Annotated in this window: 21 protein-coding genes; 10 read left to right on the top strand and 11 right to left on the bottom strand. The window is 41.7% G+C overall.

What is annotated here, in order from left to right; genetic code table 11:
- The first annotated feature begins 138 nt into the window (after window positions 1–138).
- The gene (locus AB986_RS11125; protein WP_048311232.1) at window positions 139–447 is read left to right on the top strand and encodes a hypothetical protein; all 309 of its coding nucleotides are present in this window, start codon (window positions 139–141) and stop codon (window positions 445–447) included.
- 279 nt (window positions 448–726) lie between these two features.
- Here AB986_RS11125 and AB986_RS11120 read toward each other — a convergent pair whose 3' ends face one another.
- On the bottom strand, window positions 727–1,647 hold the full coding sequence (locus AB986_RS11120) for an NAD(P)-dependent oxidoreductase (protein WP_330218548.1): 921 nt from the start codon (window positions 1,645–1,647) through the stop codon (window positions 727–729).
- Between the two features lie 35 nt (window positions 1,648–1,682).
- Between AB986_RS11120 and AB986_RS11115 the strand changes: the two genes are divergently transcribed.
- Window positions 1,683–2,642: a YndJ family protein gene (locus AB986_RS11115; protein ID WP_048311231.1), complete on the top strand. Its 960-nt coding sequence runs from the start codon at window positions 1,683–1,685 to the stop codon at window positions 2,640–2,642.
- Window positions 2,643–2,661: 19 nt separating this feature from the next.
- Here the strand turns inward: AB986_RS11115 and wrbA are convergent, their stop codons facing one another.
- The 3 genes from wrbA to AB986_RS11100 form a co-directional block, all read right to left on the bottom strand.
- Window positions 2,662–3,288: an NAD(P)H:quinone oxidoreductase gene (gene wrbA / locus AB986_RS11110; RefSeq protein WP_048311230.1), complete on the bottom strand. Its 627-nt coding sequence runs from the start codon at window positions 3,286–3,288 to the stop codon at window positions 2,662–2,664.
- Window positions 3,289–3,461: 173 nt separating this feature from the next.
- A complete protein-coding gene (locus tag AB986_RS11105) occupies window positions 3,462–3,902 on the bottom strand; it encodes a MarR family winged helix-turn-helix transcriptional regulator (RefSeq protein ID WP_048311229.1) in 441 nt (146 codons plus the stop codon).
- 74 nt (window positions 3,903–3,976) lie between these two features.
- Window positions 3,977–4,426, bottom strand: coding sequence for a MarR family winged helix-turn-helix transcriptional regulator (locus AB986_RS11100; RefSeq protein ID WP_048311228.1), 450 nt, complete (start codon window positions 4,424–4,426; stop codon window positions 3,977–3,979).
- 162 nt (window positions 4,427–4,588) lie between these two features.
- On the opposite strand from AB986_RS11100, the gene AB986_RS11095 reads away from it, so the two are divergent.
- Together AB986_RS11095 and AB986_RS11090 are read left to right on the top strand one after the other, a co-directional pair.
- Complete coding sequence (locus AB986_RS11095) at window positions 4,589–5,011, top strand: organic hydroperoxide resistance protein (RefSeq protein WP_048311227.1); 423 nt, start codon at window positions 4,589–4,591, stop codon at window positions 5,009–5,011.
- Window positions 5,012–5,234: 223 nt separating this feature from the next.
- On the top strand, window positions 5,235–6,032 hold the full coding sequence (locus AB986_RS11090) for an MBL fold metallo-hydrolase (protein WP_048311226.1): 798 nt from the start codon (window positions 5,235–5,237) through the stop codon (window positions 6,030–6,032).
- On the opposite strand, the gene AB986_RS11085 is transcribed toward AB986_RS11090, so the two are convergent.
- The 3 genes from AB986_RS11085 to msrB form a co-directional block, all read right to left on the bottom strand.
- A complete protein-coding gene (locus AB986_RS11085; RefSeq protein ID WP_053216138.1) occupies window positions 6,029–7,078 on the bottom strand; it encodes a GGDEF domain-containing protein in 1,050 nt (349 codons plus the stop codon). The genes AB986_RS11090 and AB986_RS11085 overlap by 4 nt on opposite strands.
- A 165-nt stretch (window positions 7,079–7,243) precedes the next feature.
- Window positions 7,244–8,221: an NAD(P)/FAD-dependent oxidoreductase gene (locus AB986_RS11080; protein WP_048311224.1), complete on the bottom strand. Its 978-nt coding sequence runs from the start codon at window positions 8,219–8,221 to the stop codon at window positions 7,244–7,246.
- Window positions 8,218–9,174: a peptide-methionine (R)-S-oxide reductase MsrB gene (gene msrB / locus AB986_RS11075; RefSeq protein WP_048311223.1), complete on the bottom strand. Its 957-nt coding sequence runs from the start codon at window positions 9,172–9,174 to the stop codon at window positions 8,218–8,220. Before msrB ends, AB986_RS11080 begins: the two co-directional genes overlap by 4 nt.
- A 166-nt stretch (window positions 9,175–9,340) precedes the next feature.
- Between msrB and AB986_RS11070 the strand changes: the two genes are divergently transcribed.
- Window positions 9,341–10,573, top strand: a complete 1,233-nt coding sequence (locus AB986_RS11070) for an aminopeptidase (RefSeq protein ID WP_048311222.1) — start codon at window positions 9,341–9,343, stop codon at window positions 10,571–10,573.
- 131 nt (window positions 10,574–10,704) lie between these two features.
- The gene (locus AB986_RS11065; RefSeq protein ID WP_048311221.1) at window positions 10,705–11,646 is read left to right on the top strand and encodes an ATP-grasp domain-containing protein; all 942 of its coding nucleotides are present in this window, start codon (window positions 10,705–10,707) and stop codon (window positions 11,644–11,646) included.
- A 199-nt stretch (window positions 11,647–11,845) separates the two neighbouring features.
- Here the strand turns inward: AB986_RS11065 and AB986_RS11060 are convergent, their stop codons facing one another.
- Window positions 11,846–12,970, bottom strand: a complete 1,125-nt coding sequence (locus AB986_RS11060; protein WP_048311220.1) for an HD domain-containing phosphohydrolase — start codon at window positions 12,968–12,970, stop codon at window positions 11,846–11,848.
- A 148-nt stretch (window positions 12,971–13,118) separates the two neighbouring features.
- Between AB986_RS11060 and AB986_RS11055 the strand changes: the two genes are divergently transcribed.
- The 3 genes from AB986_RS11055 (at window position 13,119) to AB986_RS11045 (ending at window position 16,465) form a co-directional block, all read left to right on the top strand.
- Window positions 13,119–13,484, top strand: a complete 366-nt coding sequence (locus AB986_RS11055; protein WP_048311219.1) for a DUF3307 domain-containing protein — start codon at window positions 13,119–13,121, stop codon at window positions 13,482–13,484.
- Between the two features lie 3 nt (window positions 13,485–13,487).
- Window positions 13,488–15,281: an adenylate/guanylate cyclase domain-containing protein gene (locus AB986_RS11050; protein WP_048311218.1), complete on the top strand. Its 1,794-nt coding sequence runs from the start codon at window positions 13,488–13,490 to the stop codon at window positions 15,279–15,281.
- Window positions 15,282–15,355: 74 nt separating this feature from the next.
- Window positions 15,356–16,465, top strand: coding sequence for a DUF2515 family protein (locus tag AB986_RS11045; RefSeq protein WP_048311217.1), 1,110 nt, complete (start codon window positions 15,356–15,358; stop codon window positions 16,463–16,465).
- 23 nt (window positions 16,466–16,488) lie between these two features.
- On the opposite strand, the gene AB986_RS11040 is transcribed toward AB986_RS11045, so the two are convergent.
- The 3 genes from AB986_RS11040 to AB986_RS11030 form a co-directional block, all read right to left on the bottom strand.
- On the bottom strand, window positions 16,489–16,944 hold the full coding sequence (locus tag AB986_RS11040; protein ID WP_048311216.1) for a hypothetical protein: 456 nt from the start codon (window positions 16,942–16,944) through the stop codon (window positions 16,489–16,491).
- A gap of 2 nt (window positions 16,945–16,946) precedes the next feature.
- Window positions 16,947–17,759 carry a DUF3100 domain-containing protein gene (locus AB986_RS11035; RefSeq protein WP_048311215.1) on the bottom strand — a complete coding sequence of 271 codons (813 nt, stop codon included), beginning with the start codon at window positions 17,757–17,759 and terminating at the stop codon, window positions 16,947–16,949.
- 400 nt (window positions 17,760–18,159) lie between these two features.
- Complete coding sequence (locus tag AB986_RS11030) at window positions 18,160–19,377, bottom strand: dicarboxylate/amino acid:cation symporter (RefSeq protein WP_048311214.1); 1,218 nt, start codon at window positions 19,375–19,377, stop codon at window positions 18,160–18,162.
- Window positions 19,378–19,774: 397 nt separating this feature from the next.
- Here AB986_RS11030 and AB986_RS11025 point away from each other — a divergent pair, with 397 nt between their 5' ends.
- Window positions 19,775–20,062, top strand: a complete 288-nt coding sequence (locus tag AB986_RS11025; RefSeq protein WP_048311213.1) for a hypothetical protein — start codon at window positions 19,775–19,777, stop codon at window positions 20,060–20,062.
- Window positions 20,063–20,293 lie beyond the last annotated feature (231 nt).

Raw genomic sequence — 20,293 nt, 5'->3', positions numbered from 1 at the left:
ATTGTATTTAGCATAGCAGTTGTATGAACCAATTCTTTCATTATGGGCTTTCTTAATATTTATTTTACAACCAACAGACTTGCCACACTTTCTTCCGGCGAGTACACTAACGGTAGAATAGTAGAACGGAGGGCCTTTATGGACCAAAAAGAGATTCAAGAACAAGTTATTGAAAACTACAAACGAGATGAGAACATGATGATCCTAGTGTTTGCTCAGTGGTGCGTAAACAATGATCTTAATCCGGAAACACTGTATGCGAAAGCATACCCTGATCAAATCAACAACCCTTCTCTAAAACAAAGCATCGAGCTAGTTGTGCCTAAAGAAGAATCAGAGCACATTCCAGACCAAACAGTGATCGGTGTACTTTCTCTCTTCGGTAATGACGATCTTGCTTTTGTCGTTTCTGAGGAAATCGAAAAGCGTCAAAAAGAAGAGAAATAATCACTTTACCAGTTTATTCGGCAACTAGAGGAAACTTACCTTTATGCTAATAGAAAGGCTCTTCTCTAAAAGATTGTTGTTTTTGAGAGGGTGTTCGTATAAAAAGCCACACTTAGCTAATTGGAGCGGAAGGTGCTCGACTCCTGTGGGACTAGCGGGACAGGTGAGCATCCTGGAGCGGAAATCGACCACTACTCTATAGTAAAAACAACAATGCTTACCAAAAGAGCTTATAGAAAAGAGACCCGAAGCACTCGCTCCGGGTCTCTTTCTGTTCAATTAATTCTCACGAAACAGTTTCACTAGCGCCTGTGTACCACTATCCTCTTCCCCTCGTTCAGCGAGATCTTCGTATAATTGCTTGGAAAGCTCAAGTCCTGGCGTGAGCATACCCATATTCTTTGCAGACTCCAGGGCAATCGTCATATCTTTAATGAAATGCTTCACATAGAATCCTGGCTCTAAGCGATTTGAAATCATTCGTGGTGCGAGGTTACTTAATGACCAACTTCCTGCCGCTCCTGAGCCAATGCTCTCTAGAACAGTAGTAGGATTTAGTCCAGCTTTTTCAGCGTAGACGATTGCTTCACAAACCCCGATCATGTTGCTGGCAATTGCAATCTGATTGCACATTTTTGTATGCTGCCCTGCTCCAGCAGGACCTTGCAGCACAATGTTTTGTCCCATTACGCCAAGCACAGGCTTAACTTGCTCGAAGATTTCTAACTCGCCACCTACCATAATCGATAACTTTCCTTCTCTAGCACCTACATCTCCTCCTGAAACAGGAGCATCAAGCGCATAGAGCTGCTTCGACAACGCATGCTGATAGATCTCCTCCGCAAGTGCTGGACTTGAAGTGGTCATATCAATCAAAATCGATTGCGGACGCGCGTTTTCAAGTATTCCGTCCTCGCCTATGTACACTTCTTCTACATCTTTTGGATAGCCAACCATCGTCAAGATCACATCCGCTTTTGATGATAGATCTTTCACTGACTCCTGCCATTCTGCTCCCTCAGTAACAAGAGCCTCCGCTTTCTGTTTCGTTCTTGTATAAATGAGTGTTCGGTATCCTGCATTGGTCAAATTTCTTACCATGCTTTCTCCCATCACTCCTATACCGATAAACCCTAGTACAGGTTTTGTAGACATTTCCATTTCATTCGCCTCTCTTTCAAAATTTACCTTTTCTCTCACTTCTCTTCATCGTACACTAATAGAGAGGTGAAATCATGATGAAAACAAGTAGCTTTGCTGGTCTCTTTCTTTGGGTTCTATTTGTGGTGGCAAAATTAATTACCACGCCAATTGATACTCTCCAATATGTCATGATGTTATTACTATTCGCTTATTTGGTTCTCGTTCCTTTAACACTGAACCTTGTCCCACAAAAGAACGCATTTTATCGTTATGGAACGCGCCTTCAGCCTTTTGCTGCAGTGTGTGCAGGTATATCCTTCTTTTTTGAACAGGGACTTATTGCCGTTCTTTTTGCAGTTCCATGGCTAATCACGACCATTCTTATTGCTCTTTACGGCTTCACTCGAGTCATACAAGAATGGAAGAAAAGTAGAATTTTCGATATCTTAATACAGATTGGGTTGATGTATATTAGCATCGGTGGTGTCTGGCTGGTTCTCCATCGATCAGGCATACAGATTCTTAACTTTAGCGATGTCATTGTGCTGCTAACATCTATTCACTTCCATTACGCCGCATTCATCACACCGATTTCAATGGCGTTCATTGGGAGAATGCTTGTTGGAACAGCACCTGTATTGAAGCCCTGGTTCAAACTAATTGCTTTCTTCGTGTTAATTGGTCCGCCATTTATTGCAGCAGGAATTACATTCGGAGACACCATGCCTGTTCTCGAATTTGCTTCAGTTGTAGAATTCGTTACGCCGCTCGTCGTTTTCTCCATTCTTTGTCTCGTCTACTTAATTCCGAAGTTGGATTACGCAGTGAAAATGCTTCTATCCATTTCATTTGTATCCCTTCTCTTTTCGATGAGCTCCGCAATGATTTACGGATTTGCGCATATAAATGAAACAGTTATTCTTGGTATACCCTTAATGGTCTTTTTTCATGGTTTTGTGAACACATTTGGGTTCTCTCTATTTGGATTACTCGGTGTGACAGCATTTCATGAGACAAAGACGAGTATACAAAAATCCAGCCTCTCGATGTGAGAAGCTGGATTTATTTTAATTAGATCGTTTTCAATGCACCGGCAACTTTCGCTACTCGTGCACCAAGGCGAGATGCCATTGTTAGTTCCGCTTCAACAGGTGAGCGTGAACCGTCCGTACCAGCAATCGTCGATGCACTGTATGGTGAACCGCCGATCCCTTCAGTTGTAAGCTGCTCTGGGTTCTCACCATATGGTAAGCCCACATAAATCATGCCAAAGTGCATGAGTGGAACGAATGTTGTAATAGCTGTTGATTCTTGACCACCATGAACAGAACCCGTGCTTGTAACGACGGCAGTGGCTTTCCCTTCAAGCTCACCATTCATCCAGAGTGAACCAGCTGAATCGAGGTACTGCTTCATTTGTGCTGGCATAGAGCCATATCGAGTTGGAACGCCCCAGACAATACCATCAGCCCAGCGAAGATCATCAAGCGTTGCTTCTGGAATGTCATCTTGTGCTTCTTGCGCTTCTACGTAAGGCGGTTGTTGAGACATTGCCTGTTTCACAGCATCAAATTCTGGAACCTTTACAACCTTCACTTCAACGTCGCCAGCGCCTTTTGCGCCTTCAGCTACGGCTTGCACCATTTGATAAATGTGACCATATGCACTGTAATACGGTATTAAAATCTTTGTACTCATTATGCCACTCCTTTTGAATTGTAATTTATAGAAAAGCCACTGCCGGCTGATCTAGCTTACTCGCTCATAACTATCTCTACTTCGAGATATATACCCTTTTGAAAGATGCTTAAACGTAAACTGTCTTCATTTCAATTGTCTTGAATTCGAGATATCAGGCCGAAAAGAAGCTCTTAAAGCTTCTCTGCGTAGTGACCAAGTTTCTTCAACAAGCCGATCGCTGTTTCTTTTTCACTAATGTCCAATCCAGCAAAGATGGATTGAACCTGCTTCATATGATCAGGGAAAATACGATCCATCAAGCTTTTTCCTTCATCTGATATCACCGCATGTGTAATCCTGCGATCATTCGGGCAAGGATTACGAGTTAAATAGCCTTTGCCTTCAAGCTTGTCGACAACATACGTGATGCTTCCACTTGCGAGTAGGATTTTCTCTCCAATTTGCTGCAACGGCTGACTTCCTTTGTGATAAAGCAATTCAAGTACAGCGAATTCTGTAGGATTTAACCCATAACTCTGGATATCTGTTTTAATTTCATCTGTGACTGATCGACTTGCCCTTGCAAGTACAATAAACAGTTTTAATGACAGTTCACGATCGATTTCATTCATGGTCTTCACCCTTAGTCTCTAATATCTTGAATTCGAGATAATTATACTTATTCCGAGATCACTTTGTCAATGCTTTATTTTTTATCATTTACAGAATGAATATGATCCAGCAACTGTTGGAAACCACTTAACGCTTTCGTGAATTCCTCTTTCGACAGACCACTGTTCGTCGCCATAGCATCTGGGATAATCGAAGCCTCGTCCCTTAACTCTTCCCCTTTTGTCGTTAAACGAACCATCACTTTTCGTTCATCTTCTTTGGAGCGTTCCCTTCTAACAAGCCCGGACTCCTCCATTCGCTTGAGGAGCGGTGTGAGTGTTCCTGAATCTAAATACAATTCCGCTCCGAGTGCTTTAACTGTTGTTTCATGTTGTTCCCAAAGAACAAGCAGGACAAGGTATTGAGGATACGTAATACCTAGTTTATCTAAATAAGGGCGATACATTTTCGTAATCTCTCTCGAACATGCATACACCGAAAAACAAAGCTGATTTTCTAGTTTCAACTGCTCATTGAGTTCCATTTTAGTACACCTTCTTTTGTAGTAAGTTGTGCACAATCAATTTATCCCGATTAGATGACGATGTCAACTCGAGTTGTTTCGTTGACAAAATGAAAGAGGCATTGTATATTTAATTTTGTAAAATTAAATTGTGCACAATTTAAATATTAGGAGGAATTTATAATGGAAGCTTTATACACAGCAAAAGCAGTAGCTAACGGTGGGCGTCAAGGTAAAGTGGAATCATCAGACGGTGTCATCAACATGGATCTTCGTATGCCGAAAGAACTTGGTGGTCAAGGTGGAGAAGCAACTAACCCTGAACAACTATTCGCAGCAGGCTATGCAGCATGCTTCGATAGCGCACTAAATATGGTTGCACGTATGAAGCGTATTAAGATCAAAGACACTTCAGTCGAAGCTCATGTATCGATTGGCAAAGAAGAAGACGGCGCGTTTGGACTTAGCGCAAAGCTTCAGGTAACGATTCCTGGCGTCGATCAAGCAACAGCAGAAGAATTAGTGGAAGCTGCTCATCAGACATGCCCTTACTCTAGAGCTACTCGCGGCAACATGGAGGTTGAGTTAGAAGCAATTGCGAAGTAAGTGAAGAAATGAGAGGGAGCTGCCGGATTGGCAGCTCCCTCTTTTGTTTGGCCAATATAATTGGATTTTGGCTAATATATTCTAAATTTGGCTAATAAAACTCGATTTTAGCTAATATCATTCAATTTTGGACAATAAATACCACTCAAGGAACATAATCATCCTTTTTTTCTACTAAAAACTAGCTATACTAAAATTAGACTAGCGGAAGGTGTGATCCATTTTGCTCACTGTTACGGAATTTGAGAGCATTAAAGCAATTAAAGGTACATTTAAACTCGGCGGCGTTAGAATGAACGTCTATCTTTACCTTGTTGATGAGCTATTAATTGATAGCGGTCCGAAACGGCTGCAGAAGGAAATCCTGAATTACCTCTCACAAGAAACCTATAATCAAATCTTTTTCACTCACCATCATGAAGACCATACAGGTAATGCTTCGGTTCTTAATACAAATGTTCCAACCTATATTCACCCCATTGGCATTCAGTTGTGCGAGCAAAAGCCTCATTTGCCTTTTTATCGTCGCGTCTTCTGGGGCTCAAGAAAACCATTCACACCCGCACCAATCGAGCGTCAGTTACAAACGAAGCACCATACATTTGAACTGATTCATACACCTGGACACGCTCCCGATCATCTTGCACTACTTGAGAAAGAGAAGGGATGGTTGTTTACAGGTGACCTATACGTCATGAGTCATCCCAAAAGCATCTTTGCATTCGAATCGATCCCTGACGTTATCAAGTCTCTTGAAAAAGTGTTAACGTACGATTTCGATACGGTCTTTTGCTCTCATGCAGGTATTCTTCCTAACGGTCGAAGACGATTAGAAGAAAAGCTTCATTATCTCCGTTCCGTTCAGGACCAGGTTCTAAAAAAATACAATGATGGAAAACCAGCGTCTCTCATACAGAAAGAACTTTTTCCTTCGAAACACATTCTTAACTACTTCTCTCTTTTTGAGAATTCTTCAAAGCACATTGTTACCTCAATCATAAACAAAGGAGGATCCCGCTAACGCGCGTGACCCTCCTCCACTTGTTCGTCAAACCAACATATTCGATTTCTTCCTAATCTTTTTGCCTCATACAAACGCTCGTCCGCAATGCGAAGGCACTCATCAATACTACCTTCCGGCGGAAAGATTGCCGTTCCATAGCTCATCGTAACAGAGAAATGCTCTGCATGTGCTGTGAAACGAAGCTTTCTTATTACCGATTGAATACGCAACAAACATGCCTTCGCCTCTTCACTATTTGTTGCATCCATGATAAACGCAATTTCTTCACCACCGTAGCGATAGGCCCTTCCGTCATCTTTAAGTTCTTCTTTCACTACCGTTCCAATCTGCTTAAGAACATCGTCTCCTACCAAGTGTCCAAATCTATCATTAACAGATTTGAAGTAATCGATATCCGAAAGTACGAGCATAAGTGAGTGATTATCCTCTGAACAGATATGGAGATCTTCTTGGAAGGCACGATGATTATAAAGATCGGTTAGAAAATCCTGGCGGGCAATATCCTCCAACTTCGTATTCTTAGATCTCATCGTGCGTTCTCTTGATACTATTATCCCACCTAATACACCCATAAAGAATAGAAACATACAATCAAACAAATAGGCGATTAACTGCTCGTCTTCAAACGAGTAGCCTTTCAAATTAAGAATTACAGTATACCCTGCTCCAAGAAGAAAAGAGGCGATTATTCCCCCACTGAATTTCCAATAAACTGCAACATGTAGAATGAGTAAGTACGCAATGGGAAAGAAAGGACTTCCAGATCCACCAGTCAATGAAACGAGCCATAGAAACGCTGCATAATCAAAAACGACACTCACTTTTGTCATAATCAAATATGCTTTAGAATTGATTCCTGTCTTTCGAAGAGCAAGTTCTGAAATGCCCATGTAAACCAATCCAAAAATAAAAAGAATCAGAAATCCGAAGCTATTCCCATCCAGATACAGATAATAATAACTTCCAGCAATGAGTAAGAAAACCCATCGAAACAGCGATAAGATTATCTCAATAATATGATCGTTCTTTGTTAATAGATTCATTGGCATTCACCCTAAGTAGTTGATAAAATGCTGTTTATTCAACTTTGCAAAATTTACCACAACTCTATTATAACTGAATAATCAAGAAACATGGTTCCATTTTCAAAACTTTCGAAAGGAAATAATATAGAAAAAGGAAAGGCTTCACAACGAAGCCTTTCCTTCCTATCGATCATTTAATTCCTTTGCAGCAGCTAATCCTGACAGAACTGCACTTTCGATTCTCGTTCGACCGGATTGGTCATCGTTTCGTAAAAATGCATCACCAGCGACAACAATAGATTCACGCTCCGACACCCAAAGTGTCGGGGCGGAATGAACCTCTTCAGCCTGCGCATAACGCCATCTCTTAAGCTGTGAAGACGCAGTGTGCTCCGAATTAATAAAGGAGGATACTCTTGAAAGCAGTTCTCCTAAGATGACTTCATCCTCTTCTTTGTAAAGTGATTTCGAGAGCTCCGATGTCGCATAAATGCTGATCACACGCTCTTTTGAAATTCCCTTAGAATAGCTATCAACCATTCGCTCAATCCCGTCGGGTAAATCTGCGTCTTGATGGCCGGAGTTCGGAAGAGTTGTAGCAACTTCTTCATTCAAGGTGATCAAACCCACAAGTGCCGGTTGGAACACAATACGACTCAATGATTGAATAGCATATTCTGATAGCTGAATATCGCTTGATTGGAGAAGCTCTAGTGACTGTGGAGCAGGCGGTGTTAGAAGAACCGTACGTGCTTTAACAACGTTTCCTTCATCCGAAACAAGCGTGTAGAAATCGCCATCACGCTCTATGCGATCCAGTTTATATGACAAATGGACTGGCACCTCGCTCGCTATGTGCTTTACCAATTGATTCATCCCATTCATTGATTTGTATCTTGCATGATTTTCACCATACCATTTAGACACCCAACCATTCTGTTCCCATTGATCTACTAACTGCTGAAATTGATCTGTTCTTACTGTAAAAAATTGAGCACCGTGATCTGCGCGACCACCGTTGATTCGTCTTGTCGCAAGACGACCACCGACGCTTTTACTTTTATCAAGAACAAGTACGTCTCTTCCGCTTTCAATCAACTTGGTGGCTGCAACTATACCAGCAATGCCCCCACCAACAATGGCTACGTCAACTTCTCTCATTCAAAAAGCACTCGATATTCGCCGTAACCTTCTTCCTCAAGACTTTCTTTCGGAATAAATTTCATCGCAGCCGAATTAATGCAATAGCGAAGACCGTTTTCTAGTGGTCCATCATTAAAAACATGACCAAGATGAGAATCCGCTTCCTTACTGCGTACTTCTGTTCGAATCATAAAGTGACTAAGGTCTTTCTTTTCTTTCACGTAATGATTATGAATCGGTTGCGTAAAACTTGGCCAACCGCATCCTGCATCGTACTGATCCGTTGAGCTAAAGAGCGGTTCACCGGAAACGATATCAACGTAAATCCCTACTTTTTCATTATCGTAATATTCGTTTTGGAATGGACGTTCTGTCCCGTTCTTTTGCGTTACTTGATATTGAATATCTGTTAAACGCTCACGAAGTTCAGCGTCATCCTTCTTGAACGCCCAATTCTTATCAATGAAATCAGCTCGACCAGAACCTTTTTTATAACGGTTGTAGTGCGCTGGGTTCTTCTTATGATAATCCTGATGATAATCTTCAGCAGGATAGAACGGTTTTGCAGGAAGAACCTTGGTCACGATTGGTTTTGAGAATCGACCGCTCGCTTCTAATTCCTTACGTGACTCTTCTGCAAGCTTTTCCTGCTCTTCGTTATGGTAATAGATCGCGGTAATATACGTATCTCCTCGATCAAAGAACTGCCCTCCTGCATCTGTTGGGTCAATTTGACGCCAGAACAGGTCCAGAAGTTTACTATATGGAAAAACAGATGAATCAAATGTAATTTGAACGGCCTCAACGTGGCCAGTATTTTTTGAAATCACTTCTTCGTATGTTGGATAAGGCTTTTCTCCGCCTGTATATCCAGATACAATGCTTTGGATGCCGGGCATTTCTTCAAAGGGTTCTACCATACACCAGAAACAGCCTCCGGCAAATGTTGCTAGCTCTAAATTCGCACTCATTCTTTACCACTCCAATATAGAAGATTTACTTATAACATATCCCGAATGGACCGTTTATTGCCAGAAACTTGCTTTGCGAACTGTAATAAAGGAATAAATTACTATAATGTATGAAATCTGGTACACTTGATTTGTATGACTATTAAGATAAAGGAGATCCTTACCTATGGCTACCTTTCATGAAAATTTACAGAAATACGCAGATTTAGCGGTTAAAGTTGGTGTTAATATTCAGAAGGGACAAACCCTTGTGCTGAATGCTCCACTAACTTCAGCTGAGTTTGTTCGTAACATTGCGGAAAGCGCATACGAAGCTGGAGCAAAGAATGTTCACGTTGAATGGAACGATGAAAATTTAACTCGCATTAAGTTCGACAAAGCTCCAGACGAAGCATTCAAAGAATTTCCAACTTGGAAAGCAAAAGGATTCGAAGAACTTGCAGAAAACGGTGCAGCATTCCTTTCGATTACGTCTTCAAACCCAGATCTTCTAAAAGGCGTCGACCCAGAACGAATTTCCAATGCGAGTAAGACAGCTGGAAAAGCAATGGAAGGGTACCGTAATTACATCATGTCTGATCATAATAGCTGGTCAGTTGTAGCCGTCCCTTCAAAAGCATGGGCAGCGAAAGTTTTTCCTGACGCACCTGAAGAAGAACAGGAATCGAAACTATGGGATGCCATTTTCCAAGCAACTCGCGTCTCAACAGGTGACCCTGTTCAATCATGGAAAGAGCATAGTGCAAACCTTGAACAGAAAGTAGAATACTTAAATAAAAAGCACTACAAGAAGCTTCATTACAAAGCACCTGGCACTGATTTAACAATCGAACTACCTGACGCACATCTATGGGTAGGCGGCGTGAGCGAGAATGTGAAAGGCGACCATTTCGTTGCGAATATGCCAACGGAGGAAGTTTTCACAATCCCTCATAAAAATGGAATTAATGGTGTTGTTGCTTCAACAAAACCACTAAGCTATGGCGGAACGGTCATTGAGGACTTCTCTTTAACATTTGAGGGTGGCCGAATCGTTAATGCAGAAGCGAAACACGGAAATGAAACACTTCAACACCTTATTGAAACAGATGAAGGTTCCCATTATCTTGGCGAAGTAGCCCTTGTCCCTCACGACTCCCCTATCTCAAATGCCGAAATTATTTTCTTTAACACGCTATTTGACGAAAACGCTTCCAATCACCTTGCGATTGGAAATGCCTATTCATTCTGCCTCGAAGGTGGAAAGAATATGTCTAAAGAAGAGCTTGAGGCAGCAGGAGCTAACGAAAGTGTGACGCATGTCGACTTTATGATTGGTTCTGAGCAGATGGATATTGATGGCATTAAAGAAGATGGATCTAGTGAACCGATTTTCCGAGATGGTAACTGGTCGATCTAGTGCATTAAGCAGAGCCTATATGGCTCTGCTTTTTATTTGATCTAAACGCTTTCACTTTGAATATCGGTTCGCTTGTTATATACTTGAGTAAAATGATAGGTTTTAACGGATTTAGTGAAGGAGGACATTACATGAGTGCAAAAGTATACATTATCCACGAAAATGATGAGTGGACAAAGCCACTTAAGCATGAGCTAGAAACACTTAATGTTCCATACGAGGATTGGTTTTTAAGCGAAGGTAGCATCGATTTATCAGACGTTCCACCAGAAGGAATCTACTATAATCGCATGAGCGCTTCTTCTCATACGAGAGGACATCGCTATGCCCCAGAATACACAGCTGCCGTCCTTTCATGGCTTGAAAGTCATGGACGTAGAGTACTGAACGATAGCCGTGCGCTAGCGCTCGAAGTAAGCAAAGTAGCTCAATATAATGCGCTTAGACAGCATGGTATTGTCACGCCGAAAACGATTGCAGCAGTAGGTAAAGATCATCTTTCGAAAGCAGCAGATTCGTTTAGTGAGCCGTTTATTACAAAACACAACCGCGCAGGAAAAGGACTCGGTGTTCAGCTTTTCCAACAGCCTGAATCTCTTAAATCATATGTTGCAAGCGAAGCGTTCGATGAGTCAATCGATGGCATCACGCTGCTTCAGCAATACATTCAATCACCCGACTCATCTATTACGCGCTGTGAATTCGTTGGCGGTAAATTTCTCTATGCAGTCCGTGTTGATACGTCTGACGGTTTTGAGTTGTGTCCAGCGGATGCTTGTCAGGTGGGCGATTCATTCTGTCCGACGACGGAACAACCTAGACCGAAATTCGAAATCATTGAAGACTTTGATCACCCTGTGCTCGCAAATTATGAAGCTTTCTTAAAAGCGAACGGCATTGCGTTTGCAGGCATCGAGTGCATTCAGAATGAACGTGGAGAGCTCTTCACATATGATGTGAACACAAATACGAATTACAATGCTGATGCAGAACAGAAAGGAGGCATTTCTGGTATGAAAGCTATCGCGGAGACACTTGAGCGAGAACTTTCCGAGCTTCATTCGTTTATCTAAAAGGCTCTTTTCGTATACATTGTTGCTATATGAGTGGGTTAATTTCCGCTCCAGGATGCTCGCTTTCCGCGAGGCGGGCGGTGAGCCTCCTTCCGCTCCAATCACTAAGTGTGGTTTTTTTAAATAATTGTTTCAAAAACAACAATCTTTTAGAATAGAGCCATCTAGAAAAAGAGCGCTATGTGCGCTCTTTTTTGTGTTAGATTTCATCGTATTGTTCTTTAATGGAGAGGAAATCGTCAAGATGGTTAAGAAAGAGATCGATTAAATCTGGATCGAACTGCTTTCCTTTTTCCTTCGTAAAGTGAGTGACAATTCTTCCAATGCTCCATGCTTTTTTGTAGGGACGATCTGATGCTAGAGCATCAAATACGTCTGCAACAGAGACAATTCGTCCGTATAGGTGAATGTTTTCACCACTCAGTCCATCTGGATACCCGCGTCCATCCCATCGCTCATGATGCTGTTTCGCAATGACAGCTGCCGCATGCAAAATGCTCCGATTCGAGTTCTTCAGTAAATCATAACCGATCGTCGAATGAGCTTGTATAGCGGTATACTCTTCTTTCGATAACCTGCCTGGCTTATTTAAGATGGAGTCAGGAATCGCCACTTTTCCAATGTCATGCATTGGCGAAGCTACTTTAATGAGTTCTGCTTCTTCCTCACTTAATCCGGCTTTAATCGCTAGAAACTTGGCATATTCCGCTACACGTTTCACATGATGGCCCGTCTCCTTCGAGCGCACTTCGCCAATTTCGCCCATCTTAAAAATAATTTCTTTCTGAGCTTCTTCCACCTCAATGTTCATGAGAACAGCTTCAAGAGCTTGTGCTGTATAAGATGCAGCAAGGCTTAAATACTTTACATCCTTGGTTGTAAACACTTCTTCTTCCGTTAACTTATTAATTACCTGATAAACACCAAGAGTTACGTTCTGCTTATTGATTAAGGGAATAACCATAACTGACTTCGTTCGATAACCTGTTTGCACATCAACATCTGAATGGAATCGTTCGTCTTGATAGGCATCCTCAATCACAAGAGATTTTGTCGTTTGAAACACATAGCCCGCAAGCCCTGCATTTGAAGGGACACGTACTTCGTCCATACCATGAGCGACTTTTGCCCATAGTTCATCCGCTCGCTCATCATAGAGCCACAGTGTGCACCGATCAGCGACCGTCATCTCACGCCCCATATCAGCCATTAGCAATAATAGGTTATCCAGATTATGTTCTATTGTAATTTTGGCGGCATAGTCAAAAATGATTTCCAAAAGCTCATCCGATTCAAGCTTCTTTTTATAACGGCCGTTAGACATTAGTCTGTTAGGCCTCCCCTCAAAGTACTTCCTTCCCAAAATAACGAAGCATACAAAATGATGTAGTGATAAACTAATTAAAAAAGCTTATGAATACTTCTATCATACACGCTTATGATCCTCTCTCATAGGTAAAGGAAGGCAAAAAATGACACCATTTGAATACTTATTTATTGCACACCTTGTAGGTGATTACCTTTTCCAGACAAAATGGATGGCCTTACATAAGCATAATCAATGGCTACCGCTATTCGTCCATGTGAGCATCTACACTTTCGTAATTGGTCTCACTGCCTGGCTTGCGTTTGGAGGACTTTCAATCCTACAGCTTGGCTTCGTGTTCATCACACATCTATTCCTTGATCGACGCACATTTGTTGTTTGGTGGACTACTGTGATCATGCAAAATTCCGATCCTAGTTCACGCTGGCTGACCATCATCGTCGATCAAATCTTTCACTTACTTGTCATCGCTATTATTCTATCTTTCTCATTTTCATTTATCGGAGGTTGACGTATGAAAGAAAAGCATTTCTCCCTTATCAAAACCTTCCCTTTGCCAAAAGAAACAATTTGGAGCTTGCTCGCCAACAACGATCACTTGAATCGAATGATTGGTCTCTTTCCTGTCGAATTCACCAAAGCCTTGTTTGATGATCGACTCTTCTATCGTCATGCGAAAGCAAAAGCAGCGGGCGTAGTTCCTTTATCATGGAAAGAATACCCTTTTGAATGGGTGAAAGAAGAACGTTATGTTGTGCAAAGAGTTTACACTTCTGGACCACTAGCTGAATTTAATGGAGGAATTGAATTAAAGGATGTATCTTCTCCAGGAAATCCAGCAACGGAAGTTCATGTATTCTCTGTTTTTCGCCCTGCGAACGCGCTTGGAAAGCTTGCACTTCCAGTCATTGCGCTACCTGCAATGAAGAAAACACTTTCTTACATTGAAAAGTTCATCAATCTACACCCTTCTCGAATTGTGACGCTACCACAACCAGCCATGCGCTCTACTGCAAACAAGCAAACACTAGATAACCTACTAGATAAGCTTCCAACGTCAACGCTTAGGGATTGTTTAAAAGAACACTTAATTCAAGGAGCAGATCACACGGTTTTGAGCATGCAACCTTATAAGCTCGCAGATCAATGGCAGGAGGATCGTGAAGACGTTCTTCACCTTTTTCTTGAAGCAACGAAAGCTGGGGTGCTAAATCTTACATGGTCTCTCATGTGCCCGAACTGTCGTGTCGCAAAAGAGAAAGAGTCATCACTTTCTCAAGTTAAGAACGAGATCCACTGTGATTTATGTGGTATCTCATACCAAATGACGTTCGACCAATCAATTGAGCTTCGCTTTACAGTACACCCTTCTATTCGAAAGGCGGTAGACCAAACCTACTGCATCGGTGGACCAATCCTTACACCACACATCCTTATCCAGAAAAGAATAGCCGCAGGATCTACCATGCACATACCTTCTTTACCTATGAATGAACAGCTTCAGCTACGGATACTATCAAGCAACCATTCAGCAAAGATCAATCAACGTGCAAGTCATGAGATTACATACGGCGAGAATGGATTAATGGGTGAAACTTTCTCTCTTCACAATGCGACTTTTCATAATGAAAGTGAGAATGACATTGTTCTTGTTATCGAAGAAGTGAAGCGCGATCATTATGCCGTTACAGCTGCTAAAGTTACAACGATGGAACCGTTTCGTCGCCTATTCTCCTCTGAAGTACTAGCAAAAGGGCAGGAAATTGGCATAGAGAACGTTACGATTTTGTTTAGTGACCTGCGCGGCTCAACTTCCCTCTATGAAGTAGCCGGAGACGCCAACGCCTATCGCCAGGTAAATGATCACTTTGAATTTCTTTCAAAATGGATTACGCGTCATAATGGAAGCATTATTAAAACAATCGGCGACTCAGTGATGGCTTGTTTCTATGCACCTGAAGATGCATTGAAAGCTGCTCTCTCTATTCAACAATCCGTTGAGTCATTTAATCAATCAAACCAAACGAACTTGATCATTAAACTGGGAATGTATAATGGCCCCGCGATCGCCGTAACAGCTAATAACCAGCTCGATTACTTCGGTCATACTGTTAATTTAGCAGCTCGGATTGAGCAGGAAAGCAAAGGGAGCGATGTTATCCTTCCCGCTGAAATGCTAGCAAGACCACAGCTTGCACAGCTGATCGAACCTTATCCAATCACCACCTATGAAGCGAAACTAAACGGCATACAAGCAGTCATTCCACTCGTTCGCGTAGAACCGCTAAAAATAACGAGCTATGCTTGAAACCATGAACTCCGCTCTTCTTTCTAACTATGAGTATCATAGATATATAGAAAGAAGAGTGGGGGTGTTTACTCATGGCATTTCTCAAATCGTTGTTTCACTCGTCCCTCAATACCTCCCCTTCATCCTTGTTAATAAAAGAGCTAAAACATGCAAATAAGCAGCCAATCCCCTCTTCTTTTACTCCAAACGAATTAAAGCTTATCGAAACCATTCAGCAGAAAACAGCTACATACAACCAAAATAACGTTACACGAACAAAAGCTTATCTTGACTTCTTCCAGCAACACCCTGAGATTCACTGGGCATTCCTTGCCCACCTTGTTTCACGAAACGCAGGTTGGACAATGACAGATTTAAAAGGAGAGTATCTACCTCGTATTCTTTCACCTAAGCAACAAGAAGCTTTTTTCTCATTCTTAGAAAGAGGAAACTGGCTTATTTTTCAGGATGCTTATCCGCAGCTTCTGCTTTATCGTGAAAGCAAGAAAAAAGCTACGTCTCTTTTTCACCTTTTACCCGCATTCCACGTCTCTTCCTTTATGAACGTGTGCTGGGAGAACTACCTAAGAAAAGGCAAGGTAGATCTGTTAACCATTGGACTTATTATTAATGAGCAGCATTACATTGAATCCCGACTCATTCAAATGAAAGATTACCAGCAAACCGTTTTTCATACACTTGCCTTTCAACTACAGAACTTATTAAACACAAACACCCTTCTGTTTCCTAAACAAGATGATAAAGCTGTGAATTTAATCGGTGAAACGGCGCATCACTTTCTATATGTAAAGGAAAGAATCAACCTTGGTAAAAGACTATATGCACAGCTTTTTTCTAGTGATGCTATCGTTTATGGTGTGCTTAAATGGGCAGAATCTCATCCACACACAGGGTCGAGAAAAGATTACTGGCCGCATTTGTTCCACACTGTGAAAGAAGGCGAACCTAACGCAAGGCGTGAACTTAAAAATTGCACCATCATGAAAGGGCCAAGAATCTATAGCCCGCCCCTCACAGTATGGAAAGATGTCACGCATCCAGCTCCACACAGAGGAGACTGGTTCACAACTCTAAAGCCTCTCAACCTATTCAAACTCCCAGCTGCCGACCTGTCTGGAGACGTAAAGAAAATACACTGTTCGACGCTCAATCTTCTTGAGAAATTGCCAACAATAAAGTAAAAAGACCCCCAAATGGGAGTCTGTTAAATCAATCCTTGCATACGTAACACCAATTCAGCGATGAGCGCGGATCCAAGAAACGTACCAACCATCACAAACATCGCGACAACAATGCTTCGCCAACCTAGCTTTACAAAATCCGTCCATGATCGTCCAATCGCAATTCCAGCATATGCGAGGATTGGTGTCGCAAGAGCAAGGATGTTAATATCCTGCGTCCATTTCACTACAAACTCTGAACCCGGCATAACAGGCATCGATACGAGAATACCAATGATTCCTATGTAAGCAACGCTAGGTATATTAACAGGTAGAACGTGCTGCAAAATGAGTCCAGCAAGGCAAATAAGGATTAATACAATCATTCCTGGTATTGCGGAAAGTGGAACAATACTGTATCCGATCCAATTTCCAAACGAGGCTATGACTCCGAAAATGAGCAACAACAGCGACCACTCTTGTATGTTTTTTAATAACATCCTTACGCCCCCTTCCCAATCTCTGCATTACTCTGTTTTTTTCTAGTAAGTACTGCATACATTTTCTCCGTAAGCGGTAGACCAATAAGAATGCTCATATAAAGACCCGTTGAGAGCGATAGCAAATTACTCGCTCCTGCGAAAGCAATAATGTCATCAGAAAACGCTGGAAAAGCAGCAACGAGTGAGCCACTAGCAGCAGCCATCATGCTTCCACTCCCAATGCCTGATGCCATTGCGAAAGACAGTGGATGAATTGGGGTTATGGTCGCAAGGAACCCTGAAATAACTCCCATGAAAACAGCCCCAAACACTGTTCCAAAAATATAAATCGCCATAACGCCTCTTCCTTCAGGTGAATTGAATCCGTATTTATCAACAATTAATCCAACGTTCGGCTCCCTTGCAACAGAGTGCGTCATCCCGATACTCTCTCTTTTTAAACCGAGCATAACCGCGATTGGCAGCGCAATAAAAATCGTTCCTAGATTGCCAAACTCCTGAAGCAGTAAGGCAGGACCCGCTTCAATTAGCTTTGGTAAAGATGGTCCTATAATCACCCCGATCTTCGCAATTAATAGCGTTACACCAAGAACAATTAACGGCTCAGCATTGAGTGCCTGCATTTTCTTTACAGCTGGTGTAAAAAATAAACCGAGTCCAATTAACATCGCATACAACATCGGCAACAGAAGAACTACACCAGGCCCTACAGTAAACGAAAACACCCCAATCCATTCTGTTAACGCAACAATAGCAAAAACAAGCACATGCAAACGCCAATCTTTCCATATCCCCTTTATTTGATCCGCCACCCAAATCCCCCATTTCCTTTTGTACATAAAAGCTTTAAAGTTAATATTATTACAAAATTTCGATTATTTAAAGTGTAATAAGGTAATTTACAGAAATAAGTGCTAGGATTCCAGCTTTTATATTGGCTATGTTAATGAACAGTGTTGATTTTTGGCTCATTTACGCCCTGCGGTGACCAATCACTTCGAGCAAATTCATTTGCTCAGATGAAAGGCGAGTGAAACTGAGCTTTCACTCGAATGAGCCAAAAACCGAGAAATCAACAAGAAGAGCTAACATAGTCTTAGATTAATTTTTTTCAAAAGGAACAATCATTTAGAAAAGAGCCTTAAATTAAAACTGATAAATTGCACGAAATGCAAAAAAAGACCAGGCGAATTGCCTGGTCTCTCCTACGATCTACTGCTTATTTTTTTCTTTCCGACCAATAATCGTTGCCCCAACAAGATCTCCTGTTACGTTCAACGCTGTAGCGCCCATTCCAACTAATGCATCAACAGCTGTTAATAACGCGACGGTTTCCATAGGTAAACCAACCTGTGCAAAAACAGTTGCAATCATCACAATTCCAGCGCCAGGAACACCTGCTGTACCGATTGTGGCTAGTGTGCCGACGATTACAATCATGAGCATATCAGTAAAGCTTAGCGGTGCTCCAACAACGTTTGCTGCAAACACTGCTGAAATCGCAATTCGTATAGCAGCGCCATCCATATTAATTGTTGCGCCCAGCGGCAAGCTAAACCCGTACAAGCTTTTTGGTAGCCCTAGACCATTTGCTGCATTCAACGTTAATGGCAATGTACCGGAACTACTCTGCGTAGCAAAAGCCGTAATCAATGGCGTACGGGCTTTAGAAAAGAACTCTTTTGGACTAACTTTGAAAAAGACTAGGAAGACCACATAGATGGCAACTTGTACGACTAACGCAATATATAGAACAGCAATCATGTTTCCTAAAGAGAGAATCGTATCTATCCCCTGGTTGCCGATCGTCTTGGCAATAATCGCAAAGATACCGATTGGAACGTACTGAAGAACTACGTTCATGATTTTAAAAGTAGCTTCATTCAATCCTTCTATAACTTTGTAGACATGTTCCCCTAACTCAGCATGATTTTCTGATGTTCTTAATGAAGAAATCGCAATTCCAAAAGCAAATGCAGTAAAGATGATTCCAAGTAAATTCATTTCATTAAAAGCTGTCACAATATTCGACGGGACAATGTTTAATAGAACACTGATAATACCTGGATTCTCAGGAACTTCAAACGATTGGTCAGGATCAAGTGATAATCCTGTTCCCGGATCAAACAAACTTGCAACAGTTAACCCAACAATAATGGCAAATGCAGATGTTAACGAATAATAAAGGAATACCTTACCACCCATGCTGCCTAAGTTCGATAGTTTCGTTTGATTAACTCCCACAATTAACGTAAAGAGAACTAAGGGAATAATAAGAAATGATAGCAACTTGATTAATAGATCACCAAGTGGCGCTAATACAGCTGCATCCTCACCAAAAACTAACCCAACCGCAGTTCCCAATATAAGTGCAACGGTTATCTTCAGAATTAATGAAGCGTTTATATAACTCGACCAGACTTTCTTCAATGGTTAACCTCCTCATACATCAAATCTAGATAATTCATATATAATAACTAGGAATTAAGGTACAGCAGAAATTAAAAGATGTCAAAGTAATAGCTTCAGAAAGTATCTCACAGAAAAATAATGTAAGTAAAAGGCTCTTTTCGTATACATTGTTGCTATAAGCGTGGGTTAATTTCCGTTCCAGGATGCTCGCTTTCCGCGGGGCGGGCGGTGAGCCTCCTTCCACTACAATTAGCGAAGTGTGGCTTTTTATATAAGAAATTCTTTCAAAAGCAACAACCTTTTAGAAAAGAGCCAAGTAAGAACTTATACTCTTTCAATCTATTGATATGTATAAATAGATTACTATTTGGTTAGACTTCCTATAGAAAACGACTATTTGATCAGGAGGATGAATATGAACAAAGTAAAAGCTTTTCCCATTACCCCTTTTGAGACCTATCTTGAAATGACTCAGTATGGCACAGAAGTACACTTCGAGCATGATAAGTATGAGCTGCTGTCAGGTGTCTATGAAGACGGTAAGATGTATTTCCTCATCGACTATCATACTGGCCTTACCTATGAAGTTGAACAAAAGATCGCTGAGAATTTGCTCGATTTATATGCAGAAGACAAAGGTGATGAGCTAGTAAAGGAAATTACGCCTCGCCTGCACTCTTCGTCAACCTTATCGTACAGTTAGCAAGTCCTGCCAGGGAGCAGGACTTTTTATTTTTGTTGCTTTTGCTAAAAGAGTAGTGGTTGATTTCCGCTGCAGATGCTCGCTTTCCGCGGGGCGGGCGGTGAGCCTCCTCGTCGCTAACGCTCCTGTGGGGTCTCACCTGTCCCGCTAGTCCCGCAGGAGTCGAGCATCTTCCGCTACAATCAACTTAGAAATGTGGCTACAAACCCCTTTTTAAACCACATACAACAA

This window comes from Guptibacillus hwajinpoensis (genome assembly GCF_001039475.1).
Classification (GTDB): domain Bacteria; phylum Bacillota; class Bacilli; order Bacillales; family Guptibacillaceae; genus Guptibacillus; species Guptibacillus hwajinpoensis.
Note: the sequence above shows the minus strand (reverse complement) of the source record. Positions and strands in the feature narration are given on the sequence as shown.

Excerpts from the sequence above, each read along its gene's own strand:
- AB986_RS11045 (WP_048311217.1), top strand. The coding sequence starts at position 15,356 with ATGGCATTTCTCAAATCGTTGTTTCACTCGTCCCTCAATACCTCCCCT.
- AB986_RS11040 (WP_048311216.1), bottom strand. The coding sequence starts at position 16,944 with ATGTTATTAAAAAACATACAAGAGTGGTCGCTGTTGTTGCTCATTTTC.
- AB986_RS11105 (WP_048311229.1), bottom strand. The coding sequence starts at position 3,902 with ATGAATGAAATCGATCGTGAACTGTCATTAAAACTGTTTATTGTACTT.
- msrB (WP_048311223.1), bottom strand. The coding sequence starts at position 9,174 with ATGAGTGCGAATTTAGAGCTAGCAACATTTGCCGGAGGCTGTTTCTGG.
- AB986_RS11065 (WP_048311221.1), top strand. The coding sequence starts at position 10,705 with ATGAGTGCAAAAGTATACATTATCCACGAAAATGATGAGTGGACAAAG.
- AB986_RS11050 (WP_048311218.1), top strand. The coding sequence starts at position 13,488 with ATGAAAGAAAAGCATTTCTCCCTTATCAAAACCTTCCCTTTGCCAAAA.
- AB986_RS11055 (WP_048311219.1), top strand. The coding sequence starts at position 13,119 with ATGACACCATTTGAATACTTATTTATTGCACACCTTGTAGGTGATTAC.
- AB986_RS11060 (WP_048311220.1), bottom strand. The coding sequence starts at position 12,970 with ATGTCTAACGGCCGTTATAAAAAGAAGCTTGAATCGGATGAGCTTTTG.
- AB986_RS11095 (WP_048311227.1), top strand. The coding sequence starts at position 4,589 with ATGGAAGCTTTATACACAGCAAAAGCAGTAGCTAACGGTGGGCGTCAA.
- AB986_RS11100 (WP_048311228.1), bottom strand. The coding sequence starts at position 4,426 with ATGGAACTCAATGAGCAGTTGAAACTAGAAAATCAGCTTTGTTTTTCG.
- AB986_RS11125 (WP_048311232.1), top strand. The coding sequence starts at position 139 with ATGGACCAAAAAGAGATTCAAGAACAAGTTATTGAAAACTACAAACGA.
- AB986_RS11070 (WP_048311222.1), top strand. The coding sequence starts at position 9,341 with ATGGCTACCTTTCATGAAAATTTACAGAAATACGCAGATTTAGCGGTT.
- AB986_RS11080 (WP_048311224.1), bottom strand. The coding sequence starts at position 8,221 with ATGAGAGAAGTTGACGTAGCCATTGTTGGTGGGGGCATTGCTGGTATA.
- AB986_RS11025 (WP_048311213.1), top strand. The coding sequence starts at position 19,775 with ATGAACAAAGTAAAAGCTTTTCCCATTACCCCTTTTGAGACCTATCTT.
- AB986_RS11085 (WP_053216138.1), bottom strand. The coding sequence starts at position 7,078 with ATGAATCTATTAACAAAGAACGATCATATTATTGAGATAATCTTATCG.
- AB986_RS11115 (WP_048311231.1), top strand. The coding sequence starts at position 1,683 with ATGATGAAAACAAGTAGCTTTGCTGGTCTCTTTCTTTGGGTTCTATTT.
- wrbA (WP_048311230.1), bottom strand. The coding sequence starts at position 3,288 with ATGAGTACAAAGATTTTAATACCGTATTACAGTGCATATGGTCACATT.